This window comes from Streptomyces sp. NPDC045021, from assembly GCF_056432645.1.
The window spans coordinates 69,953-86,496 of record NZ_JBWKIQ010000023.1 but is presented as its reverse complement, the minus strand read 5'-3'; the positions used below and the strand labels follow the sequence as shown (position 1 = coordinate 86,496).

The window sequence follows — 16,544 nt, the reverse complement described above, 5'->3', positions numbered from 1 at the left end:
CTGGAGGCGCAGCTGCGGCGGATCCACAAGTGGCTGGACGGCAAGTCCGCGGGCGGCTACACCCGGGCACTGACCCCGGAGGGGACGGCGGAGCTGCACCGTGAGGAGGCGGAGACGTCCGAGGAACTGACGTACTGGCGCACCGTCATCGCCCAGGCCGAGGCCGACGGATTCAAGGTCTGGGGCAATGCCGATTTCACCAAGGGTGACTTCGCTCTGTCGCGCGGGCCGCTGGTACGAGGTCCTGCGTGTCAATGCCAAGTCCCTGACCGTGCCCGGCGGACCGGACATCCAGCGCGTGATCAGCACCCAGACCCGCGCCTACAGCTGGAACGACCTGCTGCCCTACGACGGCGTCACCGGCCGCCGCACCGCCGACGAGATGCGCGCCACCCTCGCCAAGTTCACCGACAACCCACAGCCGTAGCCGCTGGGTTGTCACCACAGCTCCCGCCGTCCCGGCGCGCCCTGCATGCCCGGGGCGGCGGGGATCCCGCCCCTAGCCACTCGGACCCCTGCCCGGCCGATCGAAGGAAGCTCCGCCGTGACCTCCAGCACCAGCAAGGCCCGCAACGGGACGTGGCTGGCCATGGTCGGCGCCGTCCACTGGAAGATGCTCGCCGATCTCCTCGGCCTCGCCGACGGCACGGCCCACAACTGGCACAAGCTCAACGGGGGAGACCGCGCCAGCTACGTCGCCAGCCACCTCCGAGCAGCACAAGCCCCGACGAGCCCCGAATAGCCCTACTACTGGCAGTCACCTGGCACGCCCACGCCAACACGAGGCCGGCGCTCACCGGCCACCTCTTGGCCTTCTTCGATGCCAATGCCTCCACCGTGGCCGCTCTCCTACACGTAGCCGCACCGAGCACCCTCCAACTACTGGGCCCGAGCTCAGCGCCCGCCGCCGTCCGGTTCCCTTCCTTCCACCACCTCCCACGGCTTGGCGATCGTGCCGTCGGGCTCCCAGCCGTACCGCGTCAGTCTGGCCGCCTCCTCTGCCCGGCCCATCTCTTCCAACAGCTCCGCCGTCGACCGCAGGGCATTGCGGTCCCCGGCGTCAGCGGCGCGCCGGTACCAGACCAGCGTCTCCGCCCGACGCCCGACGTGCCGCAGCATCGACGCCGCCTTGCCCAACTCGCCAGGGTCCTTTGGCGCTGCACGCACGTACCAGGTGAGGGCCTCCTCCACCCGGCCCGCCTCCTGCAGGATCCTCGCCACGTGCAATGGGGCGTAGGTGGCTCCCGCATCGGCGGCACGCTCGTACCAGGTGAGCGCCTCCGCCTCCTGCCCCGCCCGCTTCAGCATTTCCGCACCCCACATCAGGGCGAGCTCGTCGCCCGCCCTGGCCGCGAGGTCGTAGTGGGTGAGCGCATCCGCTTCCTGCCCCGCCCGCTTCAGGATCACCGCGATCTCCCGCAGGGCCCCCGCATCGTCGGCGTCGGCCCGCTCCCGCAGCCAAGCGAGTGCCGCCTCGTCCCGGCCCCCTTCCGTCAGCAGCGAGGCCGCCGCGCCCAGCGCCATGGTGTCCCCCGCGTCGGCGCGCTCGCCGAGCCACGCGAGCGCCGCCTCCGTGCCCTGCGACTCCTCCATCAACTCCGCCGCGCGGCCGAGGAAAAGGAAACCGCCGACCACGTCGACGGCCCGCAGGTACCAGCCGAGCGCCTCCTCTCGCTGGCCCGCCGCATCCAGCCTGCGGGCAACCCACTGCAAGGAGCCAGAGTCGCCCTGCTCGAAGGACTTCTGGTACCAGGGCAGCGCTTCGTTCATCCGGCCCAGCTTCTCCAGAGTCTGGGCGATGTGCAGCGCCAACGGAGCACCGGCCTCGGCATCACGCAGGAACCAGACGAGCGCTTCCTCCAACCGTCCTTCCTCCTTCAGCATCCTGGCCGTGGCACGCACTGCGGCGAGGCTTCCGGCGTCGACGGCACCCCGCAGCCAGGCGAGCGCCGCGTTGACCCCCCGCGCCTCCCGCAGGATCCGCGCCTCGGTGTAGACGGCTTCGGCGTCATCGGCCGCAACAGCACGGCGGTGCCAGGTGCGCCACTCCTCCGTCCGGCCCGCGTCTTTGAGTAGGGCGAACCCCAGCCGCCATTCCTCGTGCCTGCCGGTGCCATCGCCGTCCGCGGCGGCGGCGTAGAGGCGCATCGCGATCCGCAGCAGGCCCCGGACCCGGGCAGCGGTCGCAAGGCGGCCACGGTCGCCCGGGGCGGCGTGCCGGACGAGTGCGTCCCACGCCGCGGCGGGTACGCGGTCGCCGTGTCGGCGCTGTCGGCCGTGCTGTTCGAGGTAGTCTGCCAGGCGGTAGGCCGGCTGGTCGGATTCCGACCGATGACCGGCCCGGGGGCGGATCCGGGTGAGTGGGCCCCGGGTACCGCGCAGCGGCATGGCCGTGTAGGCGAGGGCGCGTTCCAGCCAGTCGTCGTCAAGCAGGTCCCACTCGATGTCGGTGAGGTAGCCCTCGGTGCTGGCCTCCAGCAGGGTCTGCGGAAGCGCGAGACCGTGGCCCAGCCGTCGAGCGTCCATAGCGGCCTCGATCAGCGCCCGCGCCGCTGGCGGCGCCGCACGATAGCGTTCGATCAGGGCGGGTGCGCCCGCGAGGTACTGCGTGATCTGCCCTTGTTCGGCGTGCTGGAGGGCTTCCGCCAGGCGGCAATCGCCGGCGGCCGAGGAGCGGGCCGCCGTCAGGTCCTCACTGGTGAACACGCTGGGGACGGCGATGCTCCGGTTCTTAACCAGCTGGCGGGCCTGCGCGTGAGGGTCCGGGCCCCGACTCGACTCGGAGGTGAGGGCGGCCCAGTGCTCGGGCCAGATGGTGCCCAGGATCAGAACCGGGCCCCTGTCGGGCGCGTTGAGCAGGGCACGAAGTTTGCTGGCGACCTGCGCGCCGTGCTCCGGGTCGAGCAGGTAGTGCTGGGCCTCGTTCAGCCACACCACGGTCTGCGGCGCCACCCGGTCCAGCTGTCCGATCAGGGCCGACGCGCGGTCGGGCTCGACTGGGTGCCACAGTCGCCAGCCGTCCGGCAGCCGCCGGACCGCCTCCCAGCAGGCCCGGGTCTTGCCCGTCGATGAACCGCCGACCAGCACCGCGATGTCGCTTCGCCCGCCCGCCACCACGGCGGCGACCACCTCGGCCAGCTCCGCGTCGAACCCCCGGGCGACGTAGGCGGGCAACGCGCCGAGCTCGGTGCCGGCGGCCGCTGGGGACAGCGCCGGGTGCACCTCAAGGTCGTCGAGGACGAGCCGGTCATCGTACTCGCCGATCGGGCGGCCCGCGGGGACGCGCATCAGCGCCTCAACCCACAGCGCGCGCACCCGTGCGGCCACGTCGTCCTCGTCCCACCTGGCCCGGCGTGCCAGCACGACTGCGACTGCGACCGCGTCCGGCTGGCCGGGCGGCAGGGTGGGCGAACTGATACAGCGTCCGATGGTGTCCCGGCTCGGCGCACCTGACAGTTCGTCGTCCTCGGCGACGTCCGCGGCCATCTCGTCGAGGCTGGGCGCGCCCGCCGCCGCGTATAGCTCGTATAGCAGGTCCTTCAGGTTCCGCAACGGACCCGGTGCCGGCAGCGCCCGTTCCAGCGTCCTCGGCCGCCGGACCGGGCGGCCCCCCTTGTCGCGACTCATCGCATCATCCTGCCCGACGGGGGACCACGGCGGGGCCCGTTCCGGGTCGCTGCCGATTCGGTCAGAGTTGCTTGTCGCAACTGGGAGTTGATCTTCCTTCGGGCCGCAGTGTGGTGCCCAAGCCGGCGCCGGCCGCCTGCCCGGCCTCGGGGACACCGGCCGTTCGAAGGAGAAGAACATGACGACGCCCAGCCACACCCCGCCGAACCAGCCCGATCCGGCGCCGTTCATGACGGTGCATACCGCCCTCATCCTCCTCGCTGCGGCCTTCATCGGCTCGGTGGTCGGGGGCCTGACCTTCCTCGGCGGCGGGCCCGTCGCCGGCGCGGTCCTCGCCGGGCAAACCGGCTTCGGGGCGAGCATTCCGGTGCTGCGATCCCTGATCCGCTGAGGCATGACCGACCCGGCTGAAGTCCTGCGGGCAGCGCACGTGCACGATGGCCGAGTCCCTGACGGACGCGGCTTCCCGGGTTCCGGTCCGACAGCGGGACCCGTGCGCCTGCGCCGACTTCGGCACTTCCGTACAGGCGCCCAGGGACGGTCCCGCGGCCGGTTTGGTCAGGTTGGGAGACCATGTGGCCGAATGACGAACTATCACCGGCTGTGTCCACGACGCGAGGGCACTCGGTAAGATCGAGTATTGCTCAGCGCCAGCACTGTGAGGGCTGCATCAGCGGCGTCGCAGTGAATAGTTCCCTCCGCCTCCGCTTATTCCAGTAGATTCGCAGTTCTCATCTTGGCAAGAAGTGCGTTGAACTCTTCCCTCAGCCCGGCAATGTCCGTCGCTGCCGAGTCCGGCTGACCTTTCGCGCGCTGAGGAAGCGGTTCAATGATCCATGCATTTGCGGGAACATCCAAGTCATAGAGCGTCTGCCATTTTAGGTGGTTGTCGGAAGTCACGCCTCCAACCGACTTGCTCCAGTCCGGCTCGCGCTCACCGGAGACCTTCTGCAGCGGGTAAGACGGGCCACCGATGTAGGCGGTCAGCCGATACAGGTGGCCTCTGCCATTAGGTTGCGCCGGCCTGACAACTTCCCCGATGCGGTAGTGCTTATTGGGAACCCAGTCAGAGCCATCAGCCTTTGGCCGCCTTCCACACAGGGCCTTCACTGCCCACCCGATTCCACCTTGGCGCTCCTCCGTTGGTCTTCCGGTGGCATTGAGAAGCAGATCACCCGGGCTGTAGAAATCGACGCTCCTGTCGCTATGCGGCACTTTGAAGGGAGATTCGTTATAGACAACACCGATTCGCCGCTCGCCGAAGTAGTAGTCGCCAATCCAGGAATCCGGAAGCAGCAGCGTACCAGGAACCGGCCCGTTTTCGTACGAGTTCTGATAGTACGTGTGGCGATCCGTCCCGCTCGTGAGGGACGTTTCAATCCTGCCCTTGACCTCAGCAGTGGGCGAGACTTGGGTACGGAAGAAGGGATTCTGATCTGCTATATCCGGCTTGTCATAGCCGTAATCCTGAATGATCGTAGAATCCACATAACTTCCGAGGTAATTGAACGCTGAGACTGGATGCTCATATTTACCCTCACAGCTCCATATCAAACCCTCGAACTCTTCCACCGTCTCCCCGACCTTTTCCGGCCACCTTTTAGGCGGACTCTCGACGGGACTGCGATGTTCTCCATAAGTGCGCCCGGCGTGAATTGCTCTATATTTGAATCCGTTCCCGGGCGTCTGCAGCTCGCCCTTGTCGATATGAATTCCGAGCCCCGCACCCGTGCCTGGATACAGGTGCACTTCAGAATAGTGGTTTCTCACACGGAGGCTAGAAGGTCCACTACTGGCAGGGGCGAAACCCCAATATTTCGAGTCCGGAGTAATGGCTATATCCCCTCCGATGACAGCGATATTGTCATTGCCATTGAACACCGATGGCGCGTCGCCTTCGCCGTAGCAGCCGATGTACGTGGCGAAATTCGGAGCGACGTTATCACAGCTGTAGTTTCGGTGATGGTTTGATGCAGTATGACACGAAACGAAGGTGCAGCCCAAGAATGAATGGTCATTAATTCCATCGCGGCCATTAGTTGAGGCAGAAACGTTCATAATCAGCATGGTATTGGCATCGTTGTTGCCATGGCTGCCGATGTCGAGCCCGTGTTGGCCATTGTTATCGAGAACGCAATCACGTATCTGCGTGAGGTTGGCGTTGGCTTGCCCCAAAGGGCCGTCTACTGATAGTCCGTTACGCCTGAAGCCAGAAACACCCACCGTCTCGATCAATGGGCCGTGCGCCAGAATTCGTACGCCATCCATCTGCGGGGCCTGATAGAAGGCGGGGGCAAATATTCCTTGATCGGGGAACGACTCAAGGGTGAACTGGCGAAGCACAGCATAGTCCGCACGAGCACGAGAGGGCGCTACAGCCGATCCGGAGGTCCAAGCGCCCACCAGGGCAATTGCGCAATAGACGGTCTCCCCTGCGACTGGACCGATAGCGGAGAGGTCGAAATTTCCGGCTTTGACATCTGCGAGTATGCGAGTATTTTCAGTTACGCCAAGGCCGGTTCCCCCTACTCCCTCCAGAATGCAATGGTGCTTGACGACAAGAGGTTTCCTAATCAGATAGTCTCCCGGAGGAAGGTAGACCACTTTGCCCTCGAGCACCGGCTCACCCGCTTCAAATCGCGTTGCGCAGTCCAGGGCAGCTTGGAGCGCGTCCGTGTCGTCGACCTTGCCGTCCCCTGCCGCTCCGAAGTCGAGCACGTTCAGCCGCGTGTCGCGGCGGGGCCGAATTGTCACCGTGCCCGAAGCATCACAGTCACCGATCCAGTTCGGAGCGCTGATGCAGGCTTTATCCTTAGCGCGGACGAGTTTTCCCGCACTGTTGACGCCAACCGCGCCAGGCTTTTCGGAGCCTAGGCCGCTGAGAACACCGCCTATTTGAACGTCGACCTTATTCCCAACACCCACCGTCTGCAGAGCAACCCCAAAGAACGGAAGGGTATGCACCGTCCCGCCTTCGGAGGTGCTCTGGACGGCAGGGGTGACGGTGCGCGATCCTGTGGTGCGGACCGCCTGGCCAGCTGTGATGGAGCGTTCGGCTTGCATGGTGACGGTGGTGACGGTGTCCATCAGAACGTCTCTTCCATCGAGGCTTAGTCGGTCGGACGGGTCGGCGAGAGAGCGGCTGAAGCGCGCGACCACCTCGACCTCGGGGGCGAAAATCGGCGCCCTTCGGCAGTACTACGCAACACACCACCGCTCGCACCTCTTGCGCTATCCCCCCATACCTCCACGCTAGGCGTGACCACCAGCCCGCGCATATCGGCAAGGCCTGATGGCCGTCCCGACCGCGGCCACTGCCCGTATTCACGCGCTGAAGGCATTTGGCGGAATCGAGTATTGCTCGCCGCCAGCAGGCCGGCTACCGCAACGTGCCTGACCAACCGGGACCGGCACGTCGACGAATGGCTCCCCATCCGCGACTGGACCATTCTGACCGTCCGGGAGTTCTGCGACGCCTCGGGCATCGCCCGCCACTGGACCTACGACTCCGAGCCGGGCGCCGCCGATTGGAAGGGCTCCAGTCGCTGCAGCTGCTCCCTGTGCATCCTGGCCAACCGCCAGGACCTGGTCCTAGCGGTACGCCGCCGCCCGCGCCTGACGGCCCTGTACGCAGAGGTCGAACGGGTCCGCGGGCATCGGTTCCGCGCCGATCTGTCCATTGCCCAGCTCGCCCAGCGCCCCGGCGGGCCGACTCCCGGCATCATCCTCACCGAGGACGGTCCCGCCTTCGACGCCCTGGAAAGTGCCGTGCGCGCAGCGCTGGCCCAGCCGGCTCGCCGCAGCTCAGCAACTGACCCGACCGCGCCGCATCAGCTGGATCTGATGTCCCCAGGGGACTGCGGGAGTTGCGGGCGATAGCGGCGAGGACCTGGTCAAGCTCCTGCGGTACGGGAGGCAGGGGCTTGACCCCTTCCCGCCTAGAGCGTACAATTACTATTGTAGATGGGTTTCCGGCAAGACACCCACTGCGCCCAACCCACCACACCAGGAGCGCTTCATGCCGCTGACCTTGAACGACCTTGACGTCACCGATCTGTTCTGCGGAGCCGGAGGCAGCTCAACCGGACTGGTCGAGGCCGGATACACCCTGCGTCTGGCCGCGAATCACGACCCGGTCAGCATCCGAACCCACATGGCCAACCACCCGATGGCCGAGCACCTGTGCGTAGACCTCAACGCCTATGAGAAGCGCCGGCTGCCCCGCACCCGCATCCTGTGGGGCTCCCCGATCTGCACCGAGATCGCCCCGTGCGGCGGCAAGAAGCGCACCCACGGCCAGCAGGCGATCGACGGCCTAGCGGACGGGGGCGCGAAGCCGGAGACGTTCGAACGCACCCGCGCCACCGCACTGGACATTCTCACCGCCGCCGAGGTGCACCGCTACGACGCGGTGCTGTGCGAGAACGTCATCGAGTTCGCCACCGACTGGGAGCTGTTCGACTGGTGGCTGGGCGGCATGGAGATCCTCGGCTACCACTACCAGATCGTGTGCGCGTCCTCCGCGCACCTGGGCGGCGGCACCAACGTGCTGGCGCCGCAGCTGCGTGACCGGCTGTACATCGTGTTCACCCGCAAGGGCATCCCGCTGCCGGATCTTGAAGTGCGGCCGCAGGCCCGGTGCCCGCAGTGCGGGCCGATCCTGGCCCAGCAGGTCTGGCGCAACCCGCGCCGCCGCAAGGTCGGCAAATGGGGTGTGCAGTACGACTACCGGTGCCCCAACCGGGTCTGCGGTCACCTGATCCTGGATCCCACGGTCCGCCCGGTCGAAGAGATCATCGACTGGGAGCTGCCCGGCACCCGGGTCGGCGACGGCCGCCCCGACCGCCGAAACTTCACGCCCTACGCCGCCTCCACCCGGGCCCGCATCGCCCGCGGGCTGGAGCTCTTCGGCGCCGACCCGCACATCGCGGTACTCCGTCGCAACGGCACCGCCGTTAGCGTCCAAGGCGCCGTCCCCGCCCTGTCCGCGCAGGGCCGCCATCACGCGCTGATCATCCCCAACGGCCGCAAGGGCTCCCCCCGCACCACCGACGAACCACTGAGCACCATCGCCACCAAGCAACACCACTCCCTGGTGCGCCCCGCCGCGACCGTCGACGACTGCACGCTGCGGATGCTGTCCACACGCGAGCTGATGTCCGCCCAACGCTTCCCGAACGACTACGCCGTGCACGGCAACCAGACCGAGCGGATCCTCCAGGCCGGCAACGCCGTCAGCGTCAACGCCGCCCGCTGGCTCGGCGAACGCCTCCTGCCCTGCCTCACCTGAACATCACGCCACCGCTGGTCCCGGGGCGGCAACCCCGGGACCAGCGCCTCCAACCCACCACCACCATCGCGGCCGCCCGCGCCGCCGCCACGGAAGGAGCGCCCACCATGCACCTCGATCCCCGCCGCCCGGCCTTGTGCGTCATACAGGCCACCATCGCCGACGCCGACGGCCACGCAGTGCTGGTCTCGCATTCCATGCCCGCCGCCCCGTTCGGCACCCCGGCCTGGCAGCTGCCCATCCTGGCCGGATACCTCAACCAACTACGCCGCGCCTCCTGCCCACCCACCAGCCAGAACCTCACCGACTACCTCACCACCCGCCGGGCAACCGCCCTGCCCAGCCCGCTGCAGCCCTACCGGCACAACCCCCTGCACGACAACCGCGTCACCTGCCTGCTCGACATCGCGCTGACCCCCAACGGGCCCATGGGCTGGCCCTACGTCAGCCTCGTCGTCATCGAGCAGGAACCCGACCTCGGCCGCTGCGGCTGGTCGCACATCGAGCGCCACCACGGCTACCTGAACGTCATCACCCACACCGCCGACACCATCCGCGAAGAACACCGCCGGATCACCGAACGGCTACGCACCGCCGAGAACGACGGGCTGCGCGCCGTCCAGCGGCTGGCCGCCGACGTCACCAACTGGATCGGCAAGATCCGCACCGCAGCCAAAGCCGATCACACCCTGGCCCGCGCCGCGCAGACCCGCCGGTCCATCACCTCACATCGCTGACCACCGGAGCGCGCCCGCTTCGCCCGTCCGGCAGGCGCGCCCCGGTCTGCCCGTGCCCCGTGGTTCGCCCATCGGAAACTTCCAGGACTTCCGCTGCCTGCCCAGCGCTGGACACCCCACTGGCTCGGGCGGTTTGAGTGGGCCCCACTGGGGCGGCTCCAACTGGCCCCAGTGAAGGATCAATTCGTTGTTCGCGGCGGCTTGAAGTGGGACCACGTGGCGGCTTGACGTGGCCCCGTCCTCGGGTCGTCGGAGCTACTCCTGCTGGGCGGCTTCGCCCAGCATGCTGTCCCTGGGTGGCGACTGTGCTTCGACGATGAGCACCGTCATGCCGGTATCGGTCCAGGTCTCGTGTTCCTCGCCCGCTGCCCAGCAAGCGGCCTGCCCTTGCACCAGGAGCTTGGGTTCGCAGTCGGTGCTGCTGGCCCAACCTTGGCCGTCCGTGACGATGAGGACCTGCGGCACTGGCGCAACGTGCCGTCCGAGACGTCCTCCTGCCGCCAGGTGCATGATGTTCACGGAGGCAGGACCAGCTCCGCCGTGGACACGGACGCGACGGACACCGCTGCTGCCGTAGGCGGTCGTCTCCCTGCCGGCAACCGAGTCGATGTTAAGGATCTTCATGCGTTGATTCTGACGGTGCGCGTGCCGTCCCGGAACCAAGATCCATTCACGCCCTGCATGAGACAGCTCCGCGTACTTCCCGATGGCTACTCGGCTACTTTGAGTTGCTGTTGCGCTTTGCTGTGAGCCAGGCGGAAGGACTCGGTGCCGGTCTCGATCAGGGTGCCGTTGAAGGTGAGACGGTCGACGATGGCCGCGCAGAGCCGGGGATCGGTGACGTGGTGATCAGCGCAAACGCCGCTCGATCGCTGATCGGATCTTAGGCACGGCCTGCTTGTCAAAGCCTTCGCGACGAAGCTCGAAGCGGTGGAGTTTCGGCATGGTTCCCTCGTTGTATCCGGTGACGAGGTAGCCATCGAGGTGCCGGTTGGGGTCCTCCTCCACATCCACAAGACCGAACCGGTTCAGCATCCGGTGGGCCTCGTATGCGTCCTTGCCGAGGCCGAACTGCCGGAGCCGGATGTCACTGGCGACGAATACAGGCTGGGGACCGAATCGGTAGTGGAGCCAGGCCAGCATCAGCAGGAAGTTGATCTCGGTGTCTTCCAGTAGATGGATCCATCCGTTGTGGAACAGCCCTGCTGGCAGCCATGGGATCCTCTCCTCCGCCGGCACCATGTAGCGGTCGGGGTTGCTGCCACCCTCGTATGGCGCGCCGCGCTCGTGGAGGAGCTGGAACCCTTCGTACTTGCCCCTGCCCTTGTTCCCGCTGGGCAAGTGAATGAGTTGGAACGCGTCTCCCGACAGGCGGTCCAAGGCGCTGTGCAGCTGCCGCACCTTCTTGTCGCGCACGGTGACGTAGTTCCTGTCGCCCTTCCGGCTCAGCTCTGACGGCGTGGCGAACAGGTCGACCCAGCTCACTGTGTCGATGTTGTTCAAGAGCAGTGGATTGCCCGGATGGGTGCCGGGACTTCGTGACTGGGCCACGAACAGGGCCGTGAGATAAGCCCTGAGGGCGATCCCACGGGGAGAGGGCAGGCGCGTCGATGGCGGACGCTCCTTCGGCGGTGGAAGGCGCCTGTCCGAGGGATCCCCGGGGAGTTCGGCCGACTCGGCGCGGAACATGAACTCGGACCGGACTCGCAGCCGTCCTCCAGACTCGACCGCGGCGAACTTCTCACACGCCTTGCTGACCTCGGCCTCGCTCTTCTCAAGCTTCACGCGGCGGGCTTCGTAGCGCTTGCGCTCGCTCGCGGAGAGGGGCTGAAGATCGTGGAGAAAGATCATGGAAACAACTTCCCCCTTCTTGATCTGAACGTCTTGATCCGCCAGTGACACCGTTGATCCAATGAATCGGAGTCGTCACTGGCGGATCAAGACGCGCTCCCAGTGTACTCGCGCGCCTTGGCTCATCAAAGGCATGCTCGGCAGCAGTAAGAAGCGCAGGCGCGGTTGGCCGCAGGAATGCGGATGGCCCCCGGGGACTAGCCGGGGGCCACTCATCCGGTGCCTCACCCCTCAGTAGGCAAGCAAGAAGGAGTACACCTTTGACGAGCGTACGTAACTCTCGCAATTCGCACGAGCCCGAGCGTCAGCCGGAGCGGCTGCCGCTCCGTTGGGCAGTGATCATCACGGTCGCAGCGGTGGCGGCTGTCGCCGTCGCGACCGCGGGGGGCCTCCCGGCAGCGATCGGGACGTTCCTCGCGGTGGCCGGAGGGCTGCACGTGATCGTGGACTAGTCACTTGCCATCTCCCGAGGTGGCCGGAAGCTGTCGAGCTCCGGCCACCCGGCCCGCCAACACCTTCCGCGCAGACCGTGGTCAGCGGTTTGCGTCAGCGGTGGCCGGTCCAGACGATCCGGTCCGCGAAGCCACCGTGCTCACGCGCCTTGACCTCGCGGATCTTCTCCAGCTGTCCCGCGTCGACCCCAGAACCGCGGCGAGCGCGTGCACGATCTCCAGCACGTCGGTGAGTCCTCCGATGCCTTGGCGTCGCCCGTGGAAATCGTCGCAGCCCAGCAGGCCCTGTAGGACCTGCTGGCCGACTCCTACCGTGCCCCGCTGTGGGCGGACGCATCCTGGAACTTCGACTTCGGCGACCGCAAGGAGATGATCCGCCGACTGCCTGCCCCGACCACGCTGTACGCGTACTGACCGGAAATGGGCGACTGCATCACCGCGCCACGATTGACACCTCACCCAGCAAGGCGCACAATTAACAGTGTCGGATCCGGGATCCGGTGCAAGACGCAGAAGATGGCCGGCGGAAGCACCTCGAAGAGGTGACGGCCCGGGGCGGCAACCCCGACCGAACGTCCCGCCGGCCATGGCACCCCAACCCACCAGGGAGGAGTGCCTCCAGTGTACTGACACCCGCTGCTGCGGGCGGTCGGCCCCGAGAATCTGGAGACCACCACCATGACGACGAAGCCCCCGAACCCGCAGATCATCACCGTCGACGGCCGTCGACTGGTCAACCGGGACTGGATGGCCGAGCACACCGGCGCCAGCCGCCCCACGGTGAACCTCTGGTACACCAAGCGCGACGCTCAGCCCGAGGACGTGCGCCACCCGGAGAAGGCCGTCACCATCGACCGGGTCGACTTCTACGACCTTCAGGCCTTCGAGCGGTTCTACGCCGGGCTGAAGGACCGCAAGAAGAAGAAAGTCCTGCCCACCGACCCGGCCCTGTACGCCGGCGACAGCGACGACCTGGTCTCGATCAACGAGGCCGCGCAGTGGTTCCACTTCGCCGGTCCCGGCGTCATCCGCAAGTACCTCGGCGCCAACGGCGACTACTTCCCCCAGCCCGCCGGCACCGTCGAAGGCCCCAGCGGGCGGCAGATCCCCGCGTTCCGCCGCGCGGACCTGCAGGAGTTCGACCGCAACCGCAATGGCGACAACACCGGTGCCGCCGGAAGCCCGGCCGGCCCCCGGCCCCGCGAGCGCACTGCTCGCACTCTGGAGCGTGTCGACATCGCGCTGGCGTACCTGCGCGAAGAAGGCGGATACCACCGCGGCGCAGGCGCCGCTCTCGCCGCCCAACACGGCGACCCCACCTGGAAGTGGGAGCGCGCCGTGAAGGAAGCGCGCACCCAGCTCGAGGAAACCAGCGGCGACGCCACGTCGTAGGGCCGCATCCCGCCTGTCCGGTCCGCCGACGTCCAGCAGGGCTGGCCGGAACGCTGGTCGCTACCGAAGCCCGTAGTTGATCAATGACGTTGCGGTGCCGCGAGGTCCCACCGTCCCGCAGGAGGTCGCATGTCGATCAGTTCGCGGGCGGTCGACTCCAGCCGCAACGCGTTCGCTCCCTTGATGAGCACTACGTCGCCGGACCGGACCTCGGCACTGATGTGCGCTGCCAGGTTGACCCCCGTCTCGGTGTAGGTGGCCTCGAGCCCAGCATCGCGAAGGCTCGCGATCATCCGTTCGGCGTGGTGACCGCCAACGCCGAACACACGGCCCACCCCGACGTTGATCACCTTCCGCGCGATCTGGTCGTGCCAGTCGGCGGTGGCTGCGCCGAGTTCGGCCATCTCGCCCAGGACGGCGATACGTCGGCGTTGCGTGCCGGCGATATCAGCGAGGGCATCCAGGGCGGCGAGGACGGATTCCGGACTGGCGTTGAAGGCGTCGTTGATGATCGTGACCCCGTCGTGCGCGCGCTCGAAGACTTCCATCCGTCCGCCGGAGGACACGACGGCCTCGTTCAGGCCGCGGATGATCGTGGCGAAGGGCACGCCTGCGGCGAGGGCAGTCGCGGCGGCAGCGAGGGCGTTGGTGACGTTGTGGCGTCCATAGATTCCGCGGAGCGCTACGGGGGCGTGGTGGGTGGCGTGATGCAGGACGAAGGCGGGCTGACCTTGGGGGTTGATCGTGATGTCGTCCGCGCGGACCTCGCAGCCCGGGTTAGTGCCGAAGGTCAGGGTGGGGGCGGCGGTCTGGGCGGCCATGGCCGCGACGAGAGGGTCGTCGGCGTTGAGGACGGCCACGCCGTCCGCGGGAAGCGCTCGGACAATCTCGGCTTTCGCGTCGGCGATGGCCTCCTGAGTGCCGAATTCGCCCAGGTGCGCGGAACCGACGCCCAGCACGGTGGCAATCTGCGGGCGGACCATGCCGCACAGCGCTGCGATGTGGCCGGTACCGCGGGCGCCCATCTCCAGCAGCAGGTAGCGGCTGTCGGGGGTGACCCGGGAGACGGTGACGGGGAAACCGATCTCGTTGTTGAAGCTCTTGAGGGTGGCGACCGTCGGGCCGTCCAGCGCCAGGATGGTGGCAAGGATGTCTTTGGTGGAGGTCTTGCCGGCCGAGCCGGTCAGCGCCAGGACGGTTCCGCGGTAACGGGTCGCGACGGCACGGGCGATGTGACCCATCGCATCCAGTACGTCGGGCACCAGGACCGCTGGCGCGTCGACCGGTCGGCTGACCAGCGCGGCCACGGCACCGTCGGCCACCGCCTGGGCGGCGAAGCTGTGCCCGTCGAGGGTGCGGCCCGCCAAGCACGCGAACAGGCCGCCGGGGGCGATGTCGCGTGAGTCGAACGACAGCGGCCCGGTGACCGGCAGGGCGGGGTTCTCGATCTGGTGCAGGGTGCCACCGGTCGCCGCAGCGACATCGGCGAGGGTCAGGGGGATCACGGAGCTCCTGGCGTGTGGGGGCCCAGGACGACGCCGCGGCCCGCGAAGAACCGGCCGAAGTCGTCCCACGGCACATGGTGGAATTGCTGCGACTGTCCAGGCAACCCGGACGGGTTGTGCAGGATGACCCCGTCAGCCCCGGAGCCGACCGCGAGCACCAGGTGCCCGCCCCGTTGCGCGGGGGCCGGGTCCAGGGTGCGGATCGTCTTGTAGACCGACAGCAACAGCAGACGGCCGCTAGCGGATTCGGCGTCGATCTCGCCGGCGGTCAACTCAGGTCGCACCTCGGCGTGCAGGCCCCAACGGCGGGCGACCCAAGCCGCGAACGGGGCGTAGATCAACCCCTGCACCGTGTCCTCGCCGGTGCGGACGTACGCGCCGGCCTCCAGGGCCTCGTGCAGCAGCGGCACGGAGGGCGGTACCGGGTGGCCCCAGAAGTCCAGCGCCATCCGCAGGCACGCCATGCCGCATATGCGCGGCGCCCAGAACGCGTACTCCTGCGCGCTGTCGGCGCCGGACTTCTGCCACAGCGGGTCGTCGGCCGCAGCCCGAGCACCCGTGAGGAACTCGGGCACCAGGGCTGCGGACTCCCATTGCGCGTAGTACGGGACACGGTGCGTGGTCACGAAGCCAGTCATGACCCCGCATTCTGCTACGGCACGTAGGCCCGTTTCGTGAACGCCGTGGCCAACACGTGCCCGATCAGGTCCTCGTACGCCATCCCCGCGGCCCGTCCCATCGTGGCCAGGTTCCCCAGATCCGACAGGCCCGGCACCGTGTTGATCTCCAAGACCGGGGTGCGGCCACTGGGGGCGAGCAGGAAGTCGACGCGCGACACACCGTGGGCACCCACCAGCCGGTGGACACGCAGCGCGAGCTGGCTCAGCCGTGTCGCCTCCAGCGCTGACACGTCGGCCGGACACGTCTCGCGGCGCTGCGCCAGGTCGTGCTTGGCCTGGTAGTCGTAGAACTCCCGATCGGTCTCCGCAGTGTGGATGGGCAGGGTGGTCAGGTTCCCGTCGATCTCCAGCACCCCGATCGTGGCCGGAATGCCAGGGATGTATTCCTCGACGAAGTACTCGCCGTACTGCTGCTCCCGGCTCTGCTCCAGCAGTTCGGCCAGCTCCTGGTGGGTGCGGGCGATGCCGGCCTCCAGGCTGCCGCCGCCGGAGGCCGGTTTGACGAAGACCGGGAAGCCGAGCGTCAGCGCCGCGGAGGAGACCATGGTTGCGGTGGAGTGGGAGGGGTGGATTTCCACCCAGCGGGGTGTGTCGATCAGGTCGGCGGTCACCGACCGCTTGAAGGTCGGCTTGTGCATGCCCACGGCCGATGCCTTGACGCCGGATCCGGTGTAGGGGATGCGCAGCGTGTCGAGCGCTCCTTGGATCTTGCCGTCCTCCCCGCCCAGCCCGTGGGACGCCAGCAGCGCCACGTCGATGCGGCCTTTGAGAGCGGTCAGGTCCAGGTCGTCCAGGTCGATGAGTTCCGCCGTCAAGCCGCGGACGGTCAACGCCTTGCACGCGGCTTCCGCCGAGGCGATCGAGCCGGGCCGTTCCGGCGAATCACCCCCGAAGAGGACGCCGATGCGCAGGTCGCAGTAGTCAGGGGAATGAGGCATGAGTGCTCCCAGGATGGCGGAGGGGGGTGAGGGTGGGGCCGTGCCCCGTTGACGCCGAGACCGCCGCACAGC

Annotated in this window: 15 protein-coding genes and 1 pseudogene; 8 read left to right on the top strand and 8 right to left on the bottom strand. The window is 67.6% G+C overall.

The features are described from left to right. Window positions 1–187 precede the first annotated feature (187 nt). Entirely contained in the window at window positions 188–427 is a 240-nt protein-coding gene (locus tag AC07DC_RS39925; RefSeq protein ID WP_478919779.1) for a hypothetical protein, read from the top strand. A gap of 117 nt (window positions 428–544) precedes the next feature. Then, window positions 545–742, top strand: a complete 198-nt coding sequence (locus AC07DC_RS39920) for a hypothetical protein (RefSeq protein WP_478919778.1) — start codon at window positions 545–547, stop codon at window positions 740–742. A 152-nt stretch (window positions 743–894) separates the two neighbouring features. Here AC07DC_RS39920 and AC07DC_RS39915 read toward each other — a convergent pair whose 3' ends face one another. After that, window positions 895–3,627, bottom strand: coding sequence for a hypothetical protein (locus tag AC07DC_RS39915; protein ID WP_478919776.1), 2,733 nt, complete (start codon window positions 3,625–3,627; stop codon window positions 895–897). A gap of 178 nt (window positions 3,628–3,805) precedes the next feature. Here AC07DC_RS39915 and AC07DC_RS39910 point away from each other — a divergent pair, with 178 nt between their 5' ends. After that, window positions 3,806–4,018 (top strand): hypothetical protein, encoded by a 213-nt coding sequence (locus AC07DC_RS39910; RefSeq protein ID WP_478919775.1) that lies wholly within the window; start codon window positions 3,806–3,808, stop codon window positions 4,016–4,018. A gap of 317 nt (window positions 4,019–4,335) precedes the next feature. Here AC07DC_RS39910 and AC07DC_RS39905 read toward each other — a convergent pair whose 3' ends face one another. Next, on the bottom strand, window positions 4,336–6,714 hold the full coding sequence (locus tag AC07DC_RS39905) for a glycosyl hydrolase family 28-related protein (protein ID WP_478919774.1): 2,379 nt from the start codon (window positions 6,712–6,714) through the stop codon (window positions 4,336–4,338). Between the two features lie 270 nt (window positions 6,715–6,984). On the opposite strand from AC07DC_RS39905, the gene AC07DC_RS39900 reads away from it, so the two are divergent. The 3 genes from AC07DC_RS39900 (at window position 6,985) to AC07DC_RS39890 (ending at window position 9,654) form a co-directional block, all read left to right on the top strand. Then, window positions 6,985–7,506, top strand: a complete 522-nt coding sequence (locus AC07DC_RS39900; RefSeq protein ID WP_478919773.1) for a hypothetical protein — start codon at window positions 6,985–6,987, stop codon at window positions 7,504–7,506. Between the two features lie 139 nt (window positions 7,507–7,645). Next, a complete protein-coding gene (locus tag AC07DC_RS39895) occupies window positions 7,646–8,917 on the top strand; it encodes a DNA cytosine methyltransferase (protein WP_478919772.1) in 1,272 nt (423 codons plus the stop codon). Window positions 8,918–9,024: 107 nt separating this feature from the next. After that, entirely contained in the window at window positions 9,025–9,654 is a 630-nt protein-coding gene (locus AC07DC_RS39890; RefSeq protein WP_478919771.1) for a hypothetical protein, read from the top strand. 255 nt (window positions 9,655–9,909) lie between these two features. On the opposite strand, the gene AC07DC_RS39885 is transcribed toward AC07DC_RS39890, so the two are convergent. The 3 genes and pseudogenes from AC07DC_RS39885 to AC07DC_RS39875 form a co-directional block, all read right to left on the bottom strand. Continuing rightward, complete coding sequence (locus tag AC07DC_RS39885) at window positions 9,910–10,278, bottom strand: cupin domain-containing protein (RefSeq protein WP_478919770.1); 369 nt, start codon at window positions 10,276–10,278, stop codon at window positions 9,910–9,912. Window positions 10,279–10,364: 86 nt separating this feature from the next. After that, a pseudogene (locus AC07DC_RS39880) lies at window positions 10,365–10,493 on the bottom strand (IS21-like element helper ATPase IstB); the annotation flags it as partial. A 10-nt stretch (window positions 10,494–10,503) separates the two neighbouring features. Continuing rightward, window positions 10,504–11,556 (bottom strand): hypothetical protein, encoded by a 1,053-nt coding sequence (locus AC07DC_RS39875; protein WP_478919769.1) that lies wholly within the window; start codon window positions 11,554–11,556, stop codon window positions 10,504–10,506. A 209-nt stretch (window positions 11,557–11,765) separates the two neighbouring features. Here AC07DC_RS39875 and AC07DC_RS39870 point away from each other — a divergent pair, with 209 nt between their 5' ends. Together AC07DC_RS39870 and AC07DC_RS39865 are read left to right on the top strand one after the other, a co-directional pair. Then, a complete protein-coding gene (locus AC07DC_RS39870) occupies window positions 11,766–11,957 on the top strand; it encodes a hypothetical protein (RefSeq protein WP_478919768.1) in 192 nt (63 codons plus the stop codon). A 678-nt stretch (window positions 11,958–12,635) separates the two neighbouring features. Continuing rightward, complete coding sequence (locus AC07DC_RS39865; RefSeq protein WP_478919767.1) at window positions 12,636–13,349, top strand: hypothetical protein; 714 nt, start codon at window positions 12,636–12,638, stop codon at window positions 13,347–13,349. Window positions 13,350–13,429: 80 nt separating this feature from the next. Here the strand turns inward: AC07DC_RS39865 and AC07DC_RS39860 are convergent, their stop codons facing one another. From AC07DC_RS39860 to AC07DC_RS39850, 3 genes are read right to left on the bottom strand one after another with little or no spacing between them, the layout of a single operon-like run. Beyond that, window positions 13,430–14,854 carry a UDP-N-acetylmuramoyl-tripeptide--D-alanyl-D-alanine ligase gene (locus AC07DC_RS39860; RefSeq protein WP_478919766.1) on the bottom strand — a complete coding sequence of 475 codons (1,425 nt, stop codon included), beginning with the start codon at window positions 14,852–14,854 and terminating at the stop codon, window positions 13,430–13,432. Then, window positions 14,851–15,492, bottom strand: coding sequence for a C39 family peptidase (locus AC07DC_RS39855; RefSeq protein ID WP_478919765.1), 642 nt, complete (start codon window positions 15,490–15,492; stop codon window positions 14,851–14,853). Before AC07DC_RS39855 ends, AC07DC_RS39860 begins: the two co-directional genes overlap by 4 nt. 14 nt (window positions 15,493–15,506) lie before the next feature. Then, on the bottom strand, window positions 15,507–16,472 hold the full coding sequence (locus tag AC07DC_RS39850; RefSeq protein WP_478919764.1) for a D-alanine--D-alanine ligase family protein: 966 nt from the start codon (window positions 16,470–16,472) through the stop codon (window positions 15,507–15,509). Window positions 16,473–16,544 lie beyond the last annotated feature (72 nt).